We start from the raw sequence: 16,831 nt of genomic DNA, 5'->3' as shown, positions 1-16,831 counted from the left end.
AATATCACGGTACTATTCTTTTGCTCCTGACTAATCGCCTTACGGTCATGCCGTCCGCGGTCATTCTGTCGCGAAGAAGCCGATCCAATCATGCATTTCGAGGATTCACCCATGTCCGGGCTAAAGGCATCCACACCCCGCGCTCCCACTTCCGTTTCGCTGCGCCGCGACCTGTCGGTTGCGATCACGCCGCTCAACTCGGCCCACAATCCTGAGCGCACAGAAGCGATCAGGGAAGTGGTCGATGCATTCCGGAACCTGCGCGCAAGTGTCGCCCGTTTTGTCCTGATGCTCGAAGACATCCGCGGTAATGCCCGCTCCCTTGAATCCACAGCCGGCCAGTCGTTCAGCGATCTTTTGTCTTCCCTTGAAGAGCACGCTCGCGCGCTCGATTTCGGCCGCCTCGACGACCTGACGTTTGCCATCGAAACCGCCCGCACGGCTGAGCAGCAGCGGGATCAGGTATTCCTGGCCGCGCCCGGCAGCGGTACGGCCGGTCTTCAGCAGGTTGCGCGAAACCTCGAGCGTCTGGACGCCACTTTCGTCGGCTTATGCGTTGAGCACGTCCTTGAAAGGCACTACAAAGATCGTGCGAGCAGCGACGTGTCTGCCTGAACGCCAGTGATCTGACCAGAGCCGCTAAGCATTGATTTCGTCGAAACGGCCGTGCAGATTCGTACCGTTATATTCAATGGTATATTTCGATATCCGTTCATCGAGCAGGCTAAAGGCCGTTGTCTGTTCAGCCGTTTGATATCCAGACCGTTTTCGAGGTGAATGTGCAATCCGTTCCCCCCTTCCGCCTTGCCCGCACGCCCTCCACTGAATCGACCAGCGCTGCGGGTGCTTATGCCGGCGCTCACGCCGGCCCGGCGGACCCTTGCTGCACGCCCACCGACGCAGACCTTCGCAGTCCGCACCGCCGGGCGCGGCTGGCAGATCTGGATTCGCACTTGCATTGCTCGGTCATCGGCACCTGCCTGAGCACGAACGAGCTTAGAAAACTCGTGCCGAAGTTTACAGATCTCGACCGGCAGCAGGCTACGGATCTGGAGATTCATCACGCGGCAGTGGAACTGGCCATTGATGGCGGCGCGGGCGCGAAAGCACTGCAGAAGGCGCTCGAGGCCCGTTACTCGGGCGCCGTGCGCCGCTTCGACACCGCAAAGGATCCTGAAGCCCTGCTCGCGCTCTGGAAAGAGTCGCTCAAGAGCGGTGATATTCCACCGGCGTACTGGGCGTTGATGACGCATCCGGAAGCCATCCTGAGCGTGCGCCAGGCTGCATTCGGCGACGTGCATATGTTGTCCCATCTCGTTGGCGCGGCTAACCGGGCTGACATCCGCCGCCTGGTTGCGCTCGAAGAGGAAAATGCGGCGCTCAAGGACAAGATCGAGCGCCAGCAAGACAAACTACATGAATTGACGACCGAGCGCGATGCGTCATTGCGCCAGTTGAGCACGCAAGTGGCCGAGTTGTCGGCGAAGGCCGAGCGCAGGCCGGAGCCTTCCGAGGCAGGACTGGAAGCTGAAGTCCAGGCGCTGCGCGAAGCACTGGTTGCGCGCGACGAACGTCTCGCGATTCATACGAGCCGGAGAGAAACCGCCGAGCAACGCGCGCTGGATGAACAGCGCCATGCGCATGGCTTGAGCCAGCGGCTGGACGACACCATTGCGATGCTCAACGTCGTGCAGGCTGAATGCAATGCGCTGGAACAGGCGTTGGTGGCTCAGGGCAGTGAAGCGGGTTCAAAGGCCGAGGAACTCAGCAACCTGAGCGGCAAGCGCGTGGTTTATGTGGGCGGCCGGCCCGGTTCGAATGCCGCGCTAAGGCAACTGGTCGAATCGGCGGGAGGCGATTTTATCGTCCACGATGGCGGCATAGAAGACCGCAAGGGCATGTTTGCCGCTGCGCTCCCGCGAGCGGACATTGTCGTGTTTCCGGTCGACTGTATAGACCACGATTCAATGAACCTGCTCAAGCGCGTATGCGACCGCCATCAGGTGGACTATCACCCGGTAAGAACCGCGAGCGTTGCGAGTTTTGTCGAACTGATGACCCGGCTTGGCCGCGCGGCGTCGCAGTCCTCGTCGCAATCACCGCAATCCGGTACGCCGCCAGCTTCCCGGTTTTGCTTGCGGCACGGCTAAGCGCTCAGGCGCCCAGACTTCAATGCGGCACTCACAGGATCAGCGCTTCATGAGCCTGGTCAGCGCGGAAATCTGCGGCGCGCAGGTCTTCGCCGCTTCCGCTTCAATCTCGCGATAAAGCCGCACGATCTTTTCGCCGACGGGCGTCAGCACGCAACCACCGCCGGCTGAGCCGCCCGTCTCCGATGACGTAGCGGGCGCCTTGAGCGTGCGGTTCAGTTCGTCGATGAGCAACCATGCCCGCCGATATGACATGCCCAGGCTGCGCGCGGCAGCCGAGATCGAACCATGCTCATGCACGGCCTCGAGTAAATCGATTTTCCCGGGGCCGATTGCCACGGCATCCGCCTGGCGAATGCGCATGCGAAAACGCACCTCGGGCTGACGGGATAAGGAAGAAGTCGCTGGATCTTTCACGGATTTGGCCATGCGCGAAAGCATACACGAGGCCGACAGGACCGGGCATCCACTCCACGACAGTACGGGCGCTTCAGGAAGCCCGAGTGCTCAAGCTCGGCTCAGGCTTGATCGCCAAAACAAAAGCCGAAATCTTCGCAGCCCGGACACCCTGGCGCCGGCTGCGGCGTCTGTCCGAGCGACAGCGCAAGTTCTCGCGCGAGGAATTTTTTCCAGCGCATCCCATCGATATTGCGTGCCACCAGCGCCGGGAAATACCGGCTAAGCATGTCCGTGACGTCGTCGCGCCCGCTTAGTCCGAGATCGCGCCACAGATGGTCCGGCCGCAAGCACGCATGGGCGATGATCGATGCGAGGCAATCTGCGTCAGCGACCTCGGCGGCGCTACTCGCCCGGACATGACTTAGCAGAAAGGCGACCAGCGCCCTGACGAACCGGGACTGCCCTTCCGAAAGAATAACCAGACTTGCCCTCGGTAATTGCATGCCGCCAAAGTGCCGGCCAGTCAATAAGGCGAATTGTTCCGGCGATAACCCAAGCAGACAAGGATCGCCGTGCGCGGCAAGCAAGGTGGCGAACAAAGCGGTGCCGGGGGCATTGGGGGTGGCGGAGGCGGCTAGCAACTGGGCACGCGTCGCAAACGAATGTGTCATGACCGGATAGTGGAAATAGCGCCCGAGAGTGCAGCCAAGCGAGGCGTTCACCGGAAGGATTAGCGCAAAACCAGTATGCCACGCGCGGCCCGGAGTCAAGCCCGTGTCTCGTCAACCCTACAAATTACCTCTATTACGTTTACCAAATACAAATCAATCGTTATATTCCTGCCAATATTTCGCAAGTCCCATGTAAGGCTAATACCAAGGCCCATTTCGTTTCGAGCAACACGGGACATGGCGTGCTTCACCAACGGCGACAACTCAGACTAAAACAGGAATAGCGATGAAAAGGAAGATCGTGGCGGCAGCCGCATTGAGCAGTTTCGGCGTAATTGCACACGCCCAAAGCAGCGTGACGCTATACGGCTTGATCGACGCGGGCGTGAGCTACGTCAGTAACGCCGCTACATCGACGGGACATGACCATTTGATCCGTTACGGCGACGGCGTAGCCCAAGGCAGCCGTTGGGGCTTGCGCGGCATGGAAGACCTGGGTGGCGGCCTGCAAGCCATCTTCACCCTGGAAAGCGGCTTCAGCTCGGGCGACGGCACGCTCGGCCAAGGTGGCGCGTTGTTCGGCCGCCAGGCGTATGTGGGTATTGCGAAGAAGGGCATGGGCTCGGTCACGCTCGGCCGCCAGTACTCGTTCTCGACCGACTATCTCGGCGGCAACTATTCGATGGGCGGCCAGACACCCGCCGGTAACTATGCGTACCACATCAACGACCTGGATCAACTGACGTCCAGCCGCATCAACAACTCGATCAAGTTCAGCAGCGCCAACTTCGCAGGCCTGACTTTCGGCGCACTGTACGGCTTCTCGAATCAGGCCGGTGCGTTTGCCGGTTCGCCCACCACCACCGCTGGCACCACGACCACGCAAGGGTCGTCGAGCACCATCAGCGCCGGCGTGAATTATGCGCAAGGGCCGTTCGGTATCGGCGCTGCGTACACCAACATTCGCTTCCCCAATGGCGCGACGCCGGCGTTCAGCGTCAGCATCGCCAACGTAAATACCGGCGGACTGCGTGACCTCGAAACCTTTGGCGTGGGCGCGCGTTATGCCATTGGTGCGGGCACGGTGTGGGGCCTCTGGACCCATACGACGTTCGATCCGATCACGGGCGCCGAGTCGAAGCTGAACAACTATGAACTGGGCGGCAAGTATGCGTTTACGCCGGCCTTGAGTGCAGGCCTGGGCTACACGTTCTCAAAGCTTGACGATCATTTCGAAGGCAAGTGGCATCAGGTCAGCAGCATGCTCGACTATGCGCTGTCGAAGCGGACCGACGTCTATGCACTCGTGATTTACCAGAAGGCCTCGGGCAGCAATACGGTCAATGGCCGCAACGTTCCAGTGCAGGCTGAAATTGGATCGAGCTCGAGCTTCCTCGGCAATTCGGGTACCGGCGCGAACAATCAGGTTGCGGCCCGCATTGGCTTGCGTCACAAGTTCTGATTCCGCATCCCGGGCGGCAAGCGCTGCGAAAAGTGCTTGCCGCATGAGGCTTCAGAAGATTTCAAATCAGGCCGTCAAGACCCGCGCCACGATCCGCACGAGGCGCTTCACATGACGGGGAGCGGGAAGAATATCCGCACCCGAAAACAGAATAGGCACACCGTCCTCGCTGCTCAGCGAGCGACCTCCGCATTCATGCGCGACGATGACACGCTCACCCACGGGCGTATTGAACAATTCGTGCCATGAGAAGGTGACCGCGTAGCCGTCGTGCGCGACCGCAATGAACACGGTGCGCTTGAACTCACCCTTGGGCTCGGGCCGCAGTCCGGCTTTCATGATCAGGTCTTTCAGCAACACCCCGCGATACGTGTCAACGCTGCGGATAAACCGGTTCGTCGTATAACAACGCAGATCGAACGGATCGGCAACCACGTTGGGTTGCTCCCTGAATTCCGCAAGATCAACAGTCAATGGCCGCAGGAAATCCCCTTCAAGCGATATGACAGTTTTCGCGGCGGTTTCTAGCGCGACCGCGTGGGAATGGGCTTCACTCATTTCTCGTCCTCCAGGGGCCGGTTTTGGGCGGCTTGTCCGGCATTATATCCACGCGAATATTACGCTGCTGTCATAGCGGGCAAGTCAGTGCGAAAACAATAGGCAACATATAAATTCGCGCATATGCGCACCTGGATGGCACGGAGGAGCGCGCCGCCTTAAAGGTCTGCATCAACCCTTATCGCCTAAAGCGATATATTGAGGGCCTTGAACCCATGCACCTGACCCAAGGAAAATACCGATGGCCCAGCGTCTCATCCGCCATGCGCTTACGCTCGCCAGCACCTTGACCGCCGCTGCGGTCGTCGCGCTATCCGGTTGCAGCTCGGCGCAGATTGCAAGCGCGCCACAACGCGTCACCCTCGATGCACGGGCAAACGGCATTGCTATTCGTCCTGCCGACGGCACGATTTTCATCGCCGACGATAAAACCAACAGCGTGCTTTCATCGGCTGACGGCAAGACGTTCAAACCGTATGCCGCCATTCCCGTGGTCACGGACCAAGGGAATGCGCTAAGCCAGGTCAGCATCGCGGATGATGGTTCGCTTCTGGTCGGACGATTCGGATTCGGCACGGCAGGCGCCGTGTTCGACATTGGAGCAAACGGCTCCGTGTCTCCGTTGTCAGGCATTGATCCAATGCGGCGACGGCTGGGTCTTGCCGCCATTGGTGAGGGGAAATTACTCTCGACCTGGTTCGTCAAGAACGGCAATAGCCCGCCAACGGGTGGCCTCAGCCTGATCACTTACGACATTTCAACTCACGCCGCGTCCGAGCACAACCTCCTGACCGGACTGGCGAAACCCGTTGGCATAGTCGTGCAAGGCGACACCGTTTTTATATCGGATCAGACTGACAACATGATCTTGAAGACCACCTTGTCCGGCCTGATCAACCATGCCCAGCCCGGGGGCCTTAACACGGCGGTCATCAAGATCAACGGGCCGGACCTGCTGACCATCGATTCAAACGGCGCGCTCTATACGAAATGCAACGTGACGGCGGTCTGCCGGATAAGCCCCGATAAATCGGTTGCCGTCATTGCAAACGATTTCGAGGATGCCCGTGGTGTCGCTATCGACGCGGCGCATCACGCGTTGTACGTGATAGACCGGCCGAAATCCGCTGACAGCGCCAGTACCCTGCGAGCAATTCCGCTGAACTGACGCAGCGGGAACCAGCAAATAGCCTAGTCGTCCACGCCGATAATCACGCTCGACGCCTTGAAGATCGCCGTGGCCGCTTTACCGTTCCCGAGCGCCAACCGTTGGGCGCTTTCGTTCGTGACAATGGCGGCAATCTGCGCGCCGCCGGTGACCGTAATAATGACTTCACTATTGACGGCGCCCGGCGTCACGGCCGACACCGTTCCCGCAAAGCAATTGCGCGCTGATACCTGGCTATCCGCCACATCGACCATCACGATGACCGACGATGCCTTGACCAGTGCAAACGCAGCCTTGCCGGCGGCAAGCCCGAGCGATTCAGCGCTGCCATGCGTGATCACCGCGACAATTTCCAGGCCGTCATTGGCGCGCAGCAAGATCTCGTCATTGACTGCGCCGTGCTTGACGCCCACCACTTCACCGACAAATTGATTTCGGGCGCTTGTTCGCATGTTCATCTCCGGTTGCGGCGTCCTTCGAAGGCGTGGATCACCTGGTCTCAGAACGCGCGGTTGCTAGGGTCACCTGCATGACAGGCAGGCCACAAGTGTAACCGCGCCACAGCGTCACTTTGCGACGAATAGCCGCGAAAAACATGTCGATGGCGTTAGCGGACAAGTTAGGTCTCAGCGTAATATAGCGGCCTTTATTACGCCTTTATCAATGTGGAATCAACGTGGAGAATCAGATGATCCGTAAGATGATGGTATCGGTTGCGGTCATGGCCGGCGCGCTGTTGAGTCATGCTGCCATGGCGAATGAGAACGCCGTAAACGTGCTGTATGCAGGCTCGCTCGTCAATTTGATGGAGCGCAGCGTCGGCCCCGCTTTTGAAAAAGAAACCGGCCTGCATTTTCAGGGCTATGCCGCAGGCTCGAACAAGATCGCCAACGAGATCAAGGGCAAGCTGCGCCGCGGTGACGTGTTCATCAGCGCGAGCCCCAAGGTGAACACGGGCTTGATGGGTGCCGCGAACGGCGACCACGTGGCGTGGTATGTGACATTCGCCGAATCGCCCTTGATGATCGGCTATAACCCGCGCAGCAAATTTGCCGGCGACTTCAGGACCAAGCGCTGGGACAAGGTCTTGCAGGAGCCGGGCATTCGCATCGGCCGGACCGATCCGAAGCTGGACCCGAAGGGCGCATTCACCGTCGAGATGGTGACCAAGGCCGCCGGTCTTTATCAGCAGCCGGACCTGGTCGAGAAGACCCTCGGCGCAGCAGAAAATCCCGATCAGGTCTTGCCGGAAGAAACGCTGGTGGGCCGTTTGCAATCCGGCCAACTTGACGCGGGTTTCTTCTACTCAACCGAGACTTCGGACCTGAAGATTCCGTCCATCCGTCCCGCACCTGAATTGCAAGCCAAGGCGAGCTATACGCTGACCATTCTCGGCGATGCACCGAATTCGGCGGGCGCCACGCGCTTCGTCGACTTCCTGCTTAGCCAGAAGGGCCGCGAGTTGCTCAAGGAACATGGCGTCGATGTCATCAAGCCCGCGATCACCGGTAACGCCCAGGCCATGCCGCCGTCACTTCAGGCCGTGATCGACGCTACTCGATGAAACGCACCGCTGCGCGACCGTCGTGGTGGCTTGCAGCGCTGCTCGCAGTCTATCTATGCGCGCCGTTCCTCGCGAGCGTCCCGCAGGTCGGCGCGGCTGACTGGCACGGGGTCGACTGGACCAGCACGCTGTCGGCGGTGGCTGTATCGGCGGGCAGCGCGAGCGTGGCATCGCTTGTTATCTTGCTGGGCGGCGTACCGCTGGGCTATCTGCTCGCCCGCTCGAATTCGCGCAAGGCGGCGTTGCTGGGGTTTATCGTGCAATTGCCGCTCGCGTTGCCGCCGCTCACCAGCGGCGTCTTGCTGCTGTTTCTTCTTGGCCCCTATAGTTGGGTCGGACAACTGACGAACGGCGCGCTGACCGACTCGTTCACCGGCATCGTGCTGGCTGAAACGTTTGTTGCAGCGCCGTTCCTGATCATCGCGGCGCGCTCCGCATTCGCGGCCGTCGATCCCATGTTCGAAGATGTGGCCGCCACGCTGGGACATCGCGCCGGCAGCCGCTTCTTTCGCGTCACGCTGCCGGTTGCATGGCCCGCGATCAGCGCCGGACTGGCGCTCGCGTGGCTGCGCGCATTCGGTGAATTCGGCGCAACCGTCATGGTCGCGTATCACCCGTACTCGCTGCCGGTCTACACCTATGTCGTATTCGGCGGCCAGGGCTTGCCCGCCATGATGCCCTTGCTATTGCCGACGCTTGCCATTGCCGTTGCATGCGCCGCGTTGTCCATCTATAGCCGCCAGGGCCGCGCTTCGTTGAGTCCGGAACTCGTCAATGGCGACGATGCCGATGACAACGCCCCGGCGCACCCGGTCCTGGACCAGGATGATAGGCGCCTCAAGATCGTGTTGAAAAAAAGTCTGGGCAGCTTCGACCTCGACATCGAATGGGCGCCGCGCACACAACGTCTTGCGATCATCGGCACGTCGGGGTCGGGCAAGTCGCTCACGTTGCGCCTGATTGCAGGGCTTGAAGCCGGGCAGACGGCTAGCGTATCGCTGGGTGAAAGTTCTCTCGACGCACAGCCGCCCGAAGAGCGCAGGATCGGCTATATGCCGCAGGACTACGGCCTTTTTCCGCATATGACGGTCGCACAACAACTCGCGTTTCCGCTAAGCGCGGATGCCGCGAGCGCGCGTCAATGGGTCGATCAACTCGGCCTCTCAACGCTGCTTCTCCGCTTGCCGCATGAGCTTTCATTCGGTCAGCGTCAGCGTGTAGCGCTTGCTCGCGCACTCACGCAGCATAGCCAGCTGCTGCTCTTCGACGAACCCTTCGCCGCACTCGATACCCCGCGCCGCCGCCGTCTGCAGCAATCGTTGCGCGCGCTGCAGCGCGAGATATCGGCGGTCACGGTGATCGTCACCCATGATCCCGATGAAGCCGCGCTGCTGGCCGACGAAGTATTGTTGCTCGAGCATGGCCGCGTGCTTCAGTCCGGACCGGTAAGCGATGTCTTCGAGCGCCCCGCGTCCATGCGGGTGGCGGAATTGCTTGGGCTTCACAATGTCGGGCAAGGTCGCGTGCTTAAAGCAAATCAGATCGAACTGGGCGGCGGGTTGCGTCTGGACATGGCGGGAGACAACGCCACTCCCGCAGGACAAACCGTGATGTGGCGGCTGCCTGCGCTTGCGATCATGCCGTCAGATGAAGGTGCGTTCGAAGGGACGGTCGACGGCATCGAATTGCGGCGCGGAGACCGGTACGCGCGTCTGAAAATTGGCGGTGTGACGTTCGATATTCCCAGCGATGACGCTCGCCTGAAAACCGGCACATCACATCGGTTCGTGTTGGACATAAACAAATTAACTATCTGGTCCATTTGAAGGGCCACAGCCTTCGGGTGCAAATAAAAAAACCGTCTTGCGACGGTTTTTCTTTAGTCAAATCACCACCCGAACTAAGCGGTGGCTTCCTCGCACAGGCTGCCTTCATCGACAGTGTCGCCGTAAAGATGCAGTAGCCGATAGCCGCTTTTGTACACCGGCTGCAAGCGGAAGTGATTCATCGGTTCAATCGTCAGTGCAAGCCTCAGGCGCGAAACGTGGCTGTCGATAGTCCGCGTGGACTCGCGAAATTCTCGTCCCCAGACCATGGCGAAAATATGATCGCGCGACAACACGCGCCCGACGTTCGAGAAAAACAGCAGCGCGAGCCGGAATTGCGTACCGCTCAGTTGCACCGGTTGGCCGCGCACGGTGACGCTCTGCTGACGCGAATCGAAGCGATACGGCCCGAGTTCGGTGATCGCCGCGGTATTCGCCGGATACGCACGCCGCAGCAGCGCTTCCACGCGCGCGCCGAACTCGGCGGAACGCACGGGGTGCGTGACGTAGTCATCGGCGCCCGCGGTCAACGCGCGGACCACGTTGCTCTCTCCGCCGTCCGCCGAGGCGAACATCACGGGCACGCGCTCGCCAATGCCCGAGCGCATCGATTTCAACAGGTCGAGCCCGGACAAGCCGGAGGAATGCCAGTCGAGAACCAGCATGTCGACAGTGGATCGGGACAGCGATTTCGACATCGACAAACCATCGCTGAAGGGAATGCAAACATGGTTGAGACGTTCGATGATTCCACCGATGACATAACGATGCTGTGGATCGGACTGGAGAATTGCGATGCGCATGATAACGGGACCGGTGAACCTGCAAACGGTGACTTCGCGCGTACTTAAAAGGCGGTGTTGAAGGCACCAAAGAAGGTCTCATGACGCTCTACGAGACCACTTCAGACGCGCGAATTCTGCAGAGCGGTACTGGCTTGATCTATCGGACAATTCTTAATCCCGGCCAACATATCGTCACAAATGCTTTCAATATGTCTCGCGAAGTCACTGTTTGTGCCGATACGTGACGGAATCCGGCCCTTTCAAAAAAGTGTTGCCTGCACGCCATGCCGCCCCCATGCCACCCGTTTGACAGCGCTGCGAAAAGCCGACATGCATATTTCACGAACCACGGAAACGTCGGACGCTGCAGATCGATAAGCTGGTCTTCATGAACTCGAACCTTCCCTCCTCACGCGCAGGGCTGAGCACACGCCAGGCGCTGATCGTCACCACGGCCAGCATGGGTTTCGTGGTCTCTCAACTCGATGTCACCATCGTCAACGTGGCGCTCGCGAGCATTGGCCGCGACCTGCACGCGAGCGTGGCGGGCCTGCAGTGGACCGTCGACGCCTACGCGCTCGCCTTCGCCGCGCTGATGCTCTCGGCAGGCGTGCTCGGCGACCGCTTCGGCGCGCGGCGCTTGTTCGTCGGGGGCCTGATGTTGTTCGGGGTGGCTTCCGCCGCTTGCGGCTTTGCAATGGATGCGACCCAACTGACCGCCGCACGCGCATTGCAGGGCATAGGAGCGGCCGCCACGCTGCCCAACTCGCTGGTCCTGCTGAATCAGGCCTGCGGTCACGACGACGGGCTGCGCGCGCGTGCCGTGGGCTTGTGGACGGCGGCAGGTTCAGTATCGATTGCTGCAGGACCGATCGTCGGCGGCCTGTTGATCGCTGCGTTCGGCTGGCGCAGCATTTTCTGGGTCAACGTGCCGTTGTGCGCGGCTGGCATCGCGGCGACCTATGCGTGGATCGCCGATAAAAAGCCGGAGCAGAAAGCGCGCGGCGCCGACTTGCCCGGGCAGGTCCTCGCGGCCGTTGCGCTGACCGGCTTTGTCGGCGCGATGATCGAACTGCGGCCGTTGGGCCTGACGCACCCACTGGTGATCGGCGGCATTGCCGTGGCGCTTCTCGCGGCCGTGGGACTTGTGCTGGTCGAGCGGCGCGCGTCGGCGCCCATGCTGCCGCCTGCGCTGTTTCGGGACCGCACGTTCAATGCGGCCACGGTGTTCGGTATCTGCGTGAACCTCACGTATTACGGCATGGTGTTCGTGCTGAGCCTGTACTTGCAGCGCGTGCTGGGCCACACGCCCTTGCAAACCGGGCTGGCGTTCCTGCCGCTGACCGGCGGGTTCCTGTTGTCGAATCTGGCGAGCGGCGTGGTCGTTGCGCGCTTCGGCTCGCGCTTGCCGATGATCGTTGGCGCATTGATCGATGCGGCCGGTTTCGCCGCGCTTCTTTTCGTCAACGCGTCGACGCCGGTGTGGGCGCTATTGCTGCCCTTCTTGCTGATCCCGACAGGCATGGGGCTCGCCGTCCCCGCGATGACGACCGCCGTATTGGGCTCGGTTGAGCCGGACCGCGCGGGCACGGCGTCGGCGGTGCTGAACACCGCGCGGCAGGCGGGTGGCGCGATAGGCGTCGCGGCGTTCGGTGCGCTGGCGAGTCACTCGGCCATGGCCGAAAGCGCGCAGATCGTGATAGGGGTGAAGGCGTCGGCGGGGGTATCGATGGCGTTGCTGTTATTCGCCGCGGTCCTCGCTTGGCGGGCGATTGAGAGCAAACGTGCGAAGGACGGAAAAACGGACGCGGGATCGATTAAATGCGGCTCGGCGACGCGTTCCTGAGCAAGACGCGGGCACGTGAAACTCGAACTAACGGCGGCGGGAACGTTAGTTGCGCCCGCTTTGCCATACGCACTTCTCGTGCAACGCGCGGTCCGCAGACCGCTCATGAGGAACTGGATATGTCCACGCCGCCGCCGGACCCGACTTACTTGCCGATAGAACCCGATCCCGACGAGCTGCTCGACCCGGATGCGCCGCCGCCCGAGGACGACCCCGACTTACCCGATGGTCCTGATTCAGCGACGCCTATAGTGCCGGCAGATCCAAAAAACGGCACACCGCGCGTTTGAATTTTCAGCTTTGAAGTGCAGCCTCTCGTCAGCAGCAAAAAATGCCCGCCTGCGTCTTGCAGGCGGGCATTTTTCCTTTGGGTGATGCGGTCCGGGCGCGGTACACCGCGCTATCTGTTAAAGAGCCGTTGTCAGGATTTCGCCCGAGGCCAGTGCCCGTTCAATCAACCCTTCCTGCTGGGCCTTGCGCACCGCTTCGGCGACGAACGTTTCCGGTGCTTCGACCTCGGCTTTGATCGCACCAATGATCCCTGAGGCCTCCACGATCACCAGCGACTTCGCCGAATCCGCCCGGCTGATGATGACGCGTTGCGGACTTCCGCCGTCTGCGATGCTTGCGCAGAATTGAACCGGTTTGCCGTCGATGGTCTGCTCGAAAGTTTGAATCATCGCTGGGTTTCGCCTGTAGTAAATGGAGTTCGCGTCAGGGCACGCATAAAACGTTCCGCCCCAACTTTCGCAAGCCGCGACCGACAGCTTAGACCCATAGTTTAGAACCTATAAGTCACGCCCACCTGGACGACGGGATACCAGCGATACCGTTCCACGTGATCAGTAATGTTTTGCTGTTCCTGATCGATATTCGCCTGCGTCGTCAACTGGCTATAGATGGCCGGCACGGAATAAGAAACATGGGGACGGCCGTACGCCACGCCGAGGTCGCACATAAAGCCAAATCCCTTCGATACCGGCTTGTGACCGTAACCCACGCCGAGGTACGGCATCACGCTCGGCAAGCGCACCGTGGCCGATGGCGCAGGTCCGACAGCCGGCACAAGGTCGTTGCCGATCTTGTAGTTGCCGTCGGCGTCAGGCACCGCATGCCCAGTCAGTTTGTCACCGTTGAAAAGCGCACCGCCCGTCACGCGAAAACCGCTGCTGGAGAACGGGAACAGGTCGAGGTAGAGCCCTCCTTGCTTGAGGCTCAGGTGCCCGTCGTACTTATTGTCGTCGACGGTAAATGAATGCGACAGGCCGAAGCCCTCCACTTCCGCATGCACGCCCGACCACGAGTTGAAGGAATATGCCGCGCCTATCCCTGCGCCCAGCGTGCCGCCCTGTACGTAAATTTCCTGCGAGTGCGCTGCGCTCGTTGCCATCGTTGCGATCGCTGCGGCGGTTGCCGCCCTTAAGACAATGTTCACTGCACCTTCTCCGTAATGTCCCCGGCTCTTTCCCGTGGCGAGACTTTACGGTTTCAGTAATCGTTTCAATGAAGCGAATAGTGACTGTTTTCGAGTTCAATTCGACGCTCCGGAAAACTGATGTGAACGCCATGAATCAACGCCTCTAATCATCTGATGAATAACACCTAAATTTGATTTGGCGCGATGGAAGGTAACTTTTGCCATGCCCAATCCCACTACAGGCAAAAAGATACCTTCTCCCTACCCTAAATCTGCTGAGCGGCTTGCCGTTAAGGTCTAGGACAGCTTCATTCAACGGAAGCATAAAAATCAGGCGGAGAGAGCATGTTTGTTGTTATTGGCTGGGTCGTGGTCATCGGGTCGGTGATCGGCAGTTTTCTGGGCGTAGGCGGTCATCTGGCCGCACTGTTCCAGCCCTTCGAGTTGCTGTGCATCTTCGGCGCGGCGGTGGGTGCGTTCGTCGTATCCAATCCGGTGACGACGCTCAAGAAGACCCTCAAGGTCATCCCCACGGCGTTCAAGCAAGGTGGCTACTCGAAAGAGAAGTACGTGCAGCTCATCGCGCTGCTGTACGAGCTGCTTCAGAAGGCGCGCAAGGAAGGCATGATGGCGCTCGAGGTCGATGTTGAAGCGCCACAGAACAGCCCGACGTTCAAGAAGTACGAACACGTGCTCAACGATCACCATCTGCTGGAATTCATCGTCGACTATCTGCGCATGATGTCGAGCGGCAACATCAACGCGCTCGAGATGCAGGACCTGATGGACGAAGAACTCGAGACGCATCACGCGGAAACATCGCTGGCTGCCGGCGCGATTCAGAAGATGGCCGATGGCCTGCCCGCGTTCGGCATTGTCGCGGCCGTGATGGGCGTCGTGCATACGATGGGTTCAGTAGGCGCCGCGCCCGCGATACTCGGCGAGATGATCGCGGGCGCGCTGGTCGGCACGTTCCTCGGCATCCTGCTCTCGTATGGTTTCTTCGGACCACTTGCCGATCTGCTGGCTGCAAAAGGACAGGCCGAAGCCAAGCCGTTCCAGTGCGTGAAGTCCGTGCTGCTTGCATCGATGAACGGCTATGCGCCGGCTATTGCCGTCGAGTTCGGGCGCAAGGTGCTGTTCACCGCTGATCGTCCGTCGTTCCAGGAACTCGACGAGGCCGTCCGCGCCACCAAGCAACCGAAGTCGGCGTGACGAGCCTGTCTCGCCCGCTGCAGATCACGCCGATCATCAAGAGGTTCGCTCATGGCTGACTCCCCTTCTCGCGACCCCATGCAGTCGGTGCTCGCGCCGACTGTTGTAGTGCGACGCAAGAAAAAATCCGCACACGCGGGTCATCATGGTGGTGCATGGAAAATCGCGTATGCGGATTTCGTGACTGCCATGATGGCGTTCTTCCTGCTTATGTGGCTGCTAGGCTCGACCTCCAAATACGACAAGCAGGGCATTGAAGATTATTTCAACACGCCGCTGTCGGCAGTCTTCGGCGGCAAGGACGGCAGCGGTGCTGCACGCTCAAGCTTGATTGAAGGCGGCGGACGCGATCTCTCCAGTTCGCGTCCGGGAGAAGCCACCAAAAGCCAGACCCAGCCCTTGCCGAAGACAACCGAACGCATGGCCGCAAGTGCCGCTGCAATCGCGGCCGCCGCGGTCAAGGACGACGCAGAGCGCCTGAAACAACTCAAGCAGAAGCTTAGTGCGTTGATCGAGCGCACGCCGGCGCTGGCCGCGTACAAGGACCAGATTCGCATCAACATCACGAGCGAAGGATTGCGCATCGAAATTGTCGACTCACTCAAGCGGCCGATGTTCCCCTCAGGCAGCGCAAAGCTGGAAACGTATGTGACGACCATCCTCGGGCAGATCGGCTCCTCGCTCAACGACGTGGATAACCGCGTGTCGATCGCCGGACACACGGACGCCGTGCCGTACTCAGGTGGCGAAGCAGGGTATTCGAACTGGGAGTTGTCGAGCGAACGGGCGAACGCCGCACGCCGCGCGCTGATTGCAGGCGGCATGAACGAAGGCAAGATCCTGCAAGTGCGCGGACTGGCTAATGTATTGCCGCTCAATAGAGCAGTCGCCGATGAACCCACTAACCGGCGCATCAGCATCCTCGTTTTGAACAAGGCCGCCGAACAAACCTTCTTTGCGGACGGCGGTCGGACCGCCGTGGATGAATCGAAGCCGGCTAGCTCAATGATTCCGGCGGTCGTTGGGTCGCAGGCGGCAAGCGCGGTGGCTCCGGTGGTCGCGCGGTCGCAGCCCGCAAGCGCTGTGATTCCGCCGGTCGTGGGGGACCAACAGGCGAAGCCTCGAGTTGCGTCGGCGAACGCCGGGCCGGCCTTAAAAAGCTAGCACGCTGCAGTGAGCGGCGGCGATTTTCCAGCCGCTCTCCGTTTCAACCCACATGCGCGTGTAGCGAAGATTGGCCGAAAGCGGCACGCCGCCAAATTGGCCGGCGAGCGCCGCATGCGTGAGCGTCACGGCGCTCCTGTCATACACGCGCACCGTCTGTTCCTTGATCTCCAGCCGCTCGATCCGCTGTATTCCATGGCGATGCGCGTTCAGGTCGTCGGCCTTGCTCCACACCTTGCCCGTTGCATCGACGAACGTGAGGTCGTCGGCGAGCAACGTATCAAGCACGTCTACGTCCGATGCAAGCATGGCCTCGCGCAACCGCTCCTCGAGTGCCGCAATCACGCTCTCTGTCATGGCTGTGTCCCTCGCTTGAAGATGAGCCGTCAGCATAGCGCGACGGCTCGCCAAAGCGCTTCCGCACGCCTCTCCGATACCCGTTCCTGGGATTTATCGAAAGTATTTTTCTGAAGCCGTCGCTGAAAAACAACTGTCATATACCTTACACACCCGTTCGCTAAAGTCCGCCCGTCGCGAGCTACAGACCGTCAGAGTCCGATGCCGTGCAGCACCTATTTGCTTCATTGACAAGTTTCGCTTAATCAC

General features: G+C 60.3%; 18 protein-coding genes. 10 read left to right on the top strand and 8 right to left on the bottom strand.

Features of this window, described 5'->3' with window-relative positions:
- Window positions 1–111: 111 nt before the first annotated feature.
- Together ACMX25_RS08785 and ACMX25_RS08780 are read left to right on the top strand one after the other, a co-directional pair.
- The gene (locus tag ACMX25_RS08785; protein ID WP_414949305.1) at window positions 112–615 is read left to right on the top strand and encodes a hypothetical protein; all 504 of its coding nucleotides are present in this window, start codon (window positions 112–114) and stop codon (window positions 613–615) included.
- A 164-nt stretch (window positions 616–779) separates the two neighbouring features.
- Entirely contained in the window at window positions 780–2,150 is a 1,371-nt protein-coding gene (locus ACMX25_RS08780; RefSeq protein WP_414949304.1) for a DUF2325 domain-containing protein, read from the top strand.
- 39 nt (window positions 2,151–2,189) lie between these two features.
- Here ACMX25_RS08780 and ACMX25_RS08775 read toward each other — a convergent pair whose 3' ends face one another.
- Both ACMX25_RS08775 and ACMX25_RS08770 read right to left on the bottom strand, forming a co-directional pair.
- Complete coding sequence (locus tag ACMX25_RS08775) at window positions 2,190–2,591, bottom strand: winged helix-turn-helix domain-containing protein (RefSeq protein WP_299709654.1); 402 nt, start codon at window positions 2,589–2,591, stop codon at window positions 2,190–2,192.
- Window positions 2,592–2,668: 77 nt separating this feature from the next.
- A complete protein-coding gene (locus ACMX25_RS08770) occupies window positions 2,669–3,220 on the bottom strand; it encodes a nitrogen fixation protein NifQ (RefSeq protein ID WP_414949389.1) in 552 nt (183 codons plus the stop codon).
- Between the two features lie 286 nt (window positions 3,221–3,506).
- On the opposite strand from ACMX25_RS08770, the gene ACMX25_RS08765 reads away from it, so the two are divergent.
- Window positions 3,507–4,682, top strand: coding sequence for a porin (locus tag ACMX25_RS08765; RefSeq protein ID WP_414949303.1), 1,176 nt, complete (start codon window positions 3,507–3,509; stop codon window positions 4,680–4,682).
- Window positions 4,683–4,748: 66 nt separating this feature from the next.
- Here the strand turns inward: ACMX25_RS08765 and ACMX25_RS08760 are convergent, their stop codons facing one another.
- Complete coding sequence (locus ACMX25_RS08760; RefSeq protein WP_414949301.1) at window positions 4,749–5,240, bottom strand: molybdopterin-dependent oxidoreductase; 492 nt, start codon at window positions 5,238–5,240, stop codon at window positions 4,749–4,751.
- Between the two features lie 241 nt (window positions 5,241–5,481).
- On the opposite strand from ACMX25_RS08760, the gene ACMX25_RS08755 reads away from it, so the two are divergent.
- Window positions 5,482–6,408 carry an NHL repeat-containing protein gene (locus ACMX25_RS08755; RefSeq protein ID WP_414949300.1) on the top strand — a complete coding sequence of 309 codons (927 nt, stop codon included), beginning with the start codon at window positions 5,482–5,484 and terminating at the stop codon, window positions 6,406–6,408.
- A gap of 23 nt (window positions 6,409–6,431) precedes the next feature.
- On the opposite strand, the gene ACMX25_RS08750 is transcribed toward ACMX25_RS08755, so the two are convergent.
- Window positions 6,432–6,860: a TOBE domain-containing protein gene (locus ACMX25_RS08750; RefSeq protein ID WP_414949299.1), complete on the bottom strand. Its 429-nt coding sequence runs from the start codon at window positions 6,858–6,860 to the stop codon at window positions 6,432–6,434.
- A gap of 236 nt (window positions 6,861–7,096) precedes the next feature.
- On the opposite strand from ACMX25_RS08750, the gene ACMX25_RS08745 reads away from it, so the two are divergent.
- Together ACMX25_RS08745 and ACMX25_RS08740 are read left to right on the top strand one after the other, a co-directional pair.
- On the top strand, window positions 7,097–7,972 hold the full coding sequence (locus ACMX25_RS08745) for an extracellular solute-binding protein (RefSeq protein WP_414949297.1): 876 nt from the start codon (window positions 7,097–7,099) through the stop codon (window positions 7,970–7,972).
- Window positions 7,969–9,798 (top strand): ABC transporter ATP-binding protein/permease, encoded by a 1,830-nt coding sequence (locus ACMX25_RS08740; protein WP_414949296.1) that lies wholly within the window; start codon window positions 7,969–7,971, stop codon window positions 9,796–9,798. Before ACMX25_RS08745 ends, ACMX25_RS08740 begins: the two co-directional genes overlap by 4 nt.
- A gap of 74 nt (window positions 9,799–9,872) precedes the next feature.
- Here ACMX25_RS08740 and ACMX25_RS08735 read toward each other — a convergent pair whose 3' ends face one another.
- Window positions 9,873–10,601 (bottom strand): response regulator transcription factor, encoded by a 729-nt coding sequence (locus ACMX25_RS08735; RefSeq protein ID WP_414949294.1) that lies wholly within the window; start codon window positions 10,599–10,601, stop codon window positions 9,873–9,875.
- Between the two features lie 370 nt (window positions 10,602–10,971).
- Here ACMX25_RS08735 and ACMX25_RS08730 point away from each other — a divergent pair, with 370 nt between their 5' ends.
- Both ACMX25_RS08730 and ACMX25_RS08725 read left to right on the top strand, forming a co-directional pair.
- A complete protein-coding gene (locus ACMX25_RS08730) occupies window positions 10,972–12,429 on the top strand; it encodes an MFS transporter (RefSeq protein WP_414949293.1) in 1,458 nt (485 codons plus the stop codon).
- A gap of 119 nt (window positions 12,430–12,548) precedes the next feature.
- Window positions 12,549–12,719, top strand: a complete 171-nt coding sequence (locus ACMX25_RS08725; protein WP_414949292.1) for a hypothetical protein — start codon at window positions 12,549–12,551, stop codon at window positions 12,717–12,719.
- 117 nt (window positions 12,720–12,836) lie between these two features.
- Here the strand turns inward: ACMX25_RS08725 and ACMX25_RS08720 are convergent, their stop codons facing one another.
- Window positions 12,837–13,109: a hypothetical protein gene (locus ACMX25_RS08720; RefSeq protein WP_414949290.1), complete on the bottom strand. Its 273-nt coding sequence runs from the start codon at window positions 13,107–13,109 to the stop codon at window positions 12,837–12,839.
- Window positions 13,110–13,210: 101 nt separating this feature from the next.
- Window positions 13,211–13,819, bottom strand: a complete 609-nt coding sequence (locus tag ACMX25_RS08715; protein ID WP_414949388.1) for a hypothetical protein — start codon at window positions 13,817–13,819, stop codon at window positions 13,211–13,213.
- A 372-nt stretch (window positions 13,820–14,191) separates the two neighbouring features.
- Between ACMX25_RS08715 and motA the strand changes: the two genes are divergently transcribed.
- Entirely contained in the window at window positions 14,192–15,061 is an 870-nt protein-coding gene (gene motA / locus ACMX25_RS08710; protein WP_414949289.1) for a flagellar motor stator protein MotA, read from the top strand.
- Between the two features lie 51 nt (window positions 15,062–15,112).
- Window positions 15,113–16,225, top strand: coding sequence for a flagellar motor protein MotB (motB, locus tag ACMX25_RS08705; RefSeq protein ID WP_414949288.1), 1,113 nt, complete (start codon window positions 15,113–15,115; stop codon window positions 16,223–16,225).
- Here motB and ACMX25_RS08700 read toward each other — a convergent pair.
- Window positions 16,214–16,582 (bottom strand): nuclear transport factor 2 family protein, encoded by a 369-nt coding sequence (locus tag ACMX25_RS08700; protein ID WP_414949287.1) that lies wholly within the window; start codon window positions 16,580–16,582, stop codon window positions 16,214–16,216. The genes motB and ACMX25_RS08700 overlap by 12 nt on opposite strands.
- Window positions 16,583–16,831 lie beyond the last annotated feature (249 nt).

The organism is Caballeronia eucalypticola (genome assembly GCF_047608185.1).
Lineage (GTDB): Bacteria > Pseudomonadota > Gammaproteobacteria > Burkholderiales > Burkholderiaceae > Caballeronia.
Note: the sequence above shows the minus strand (reverse complement) of the source record. Positions and strands in the feature narration are given on the sequence as shown.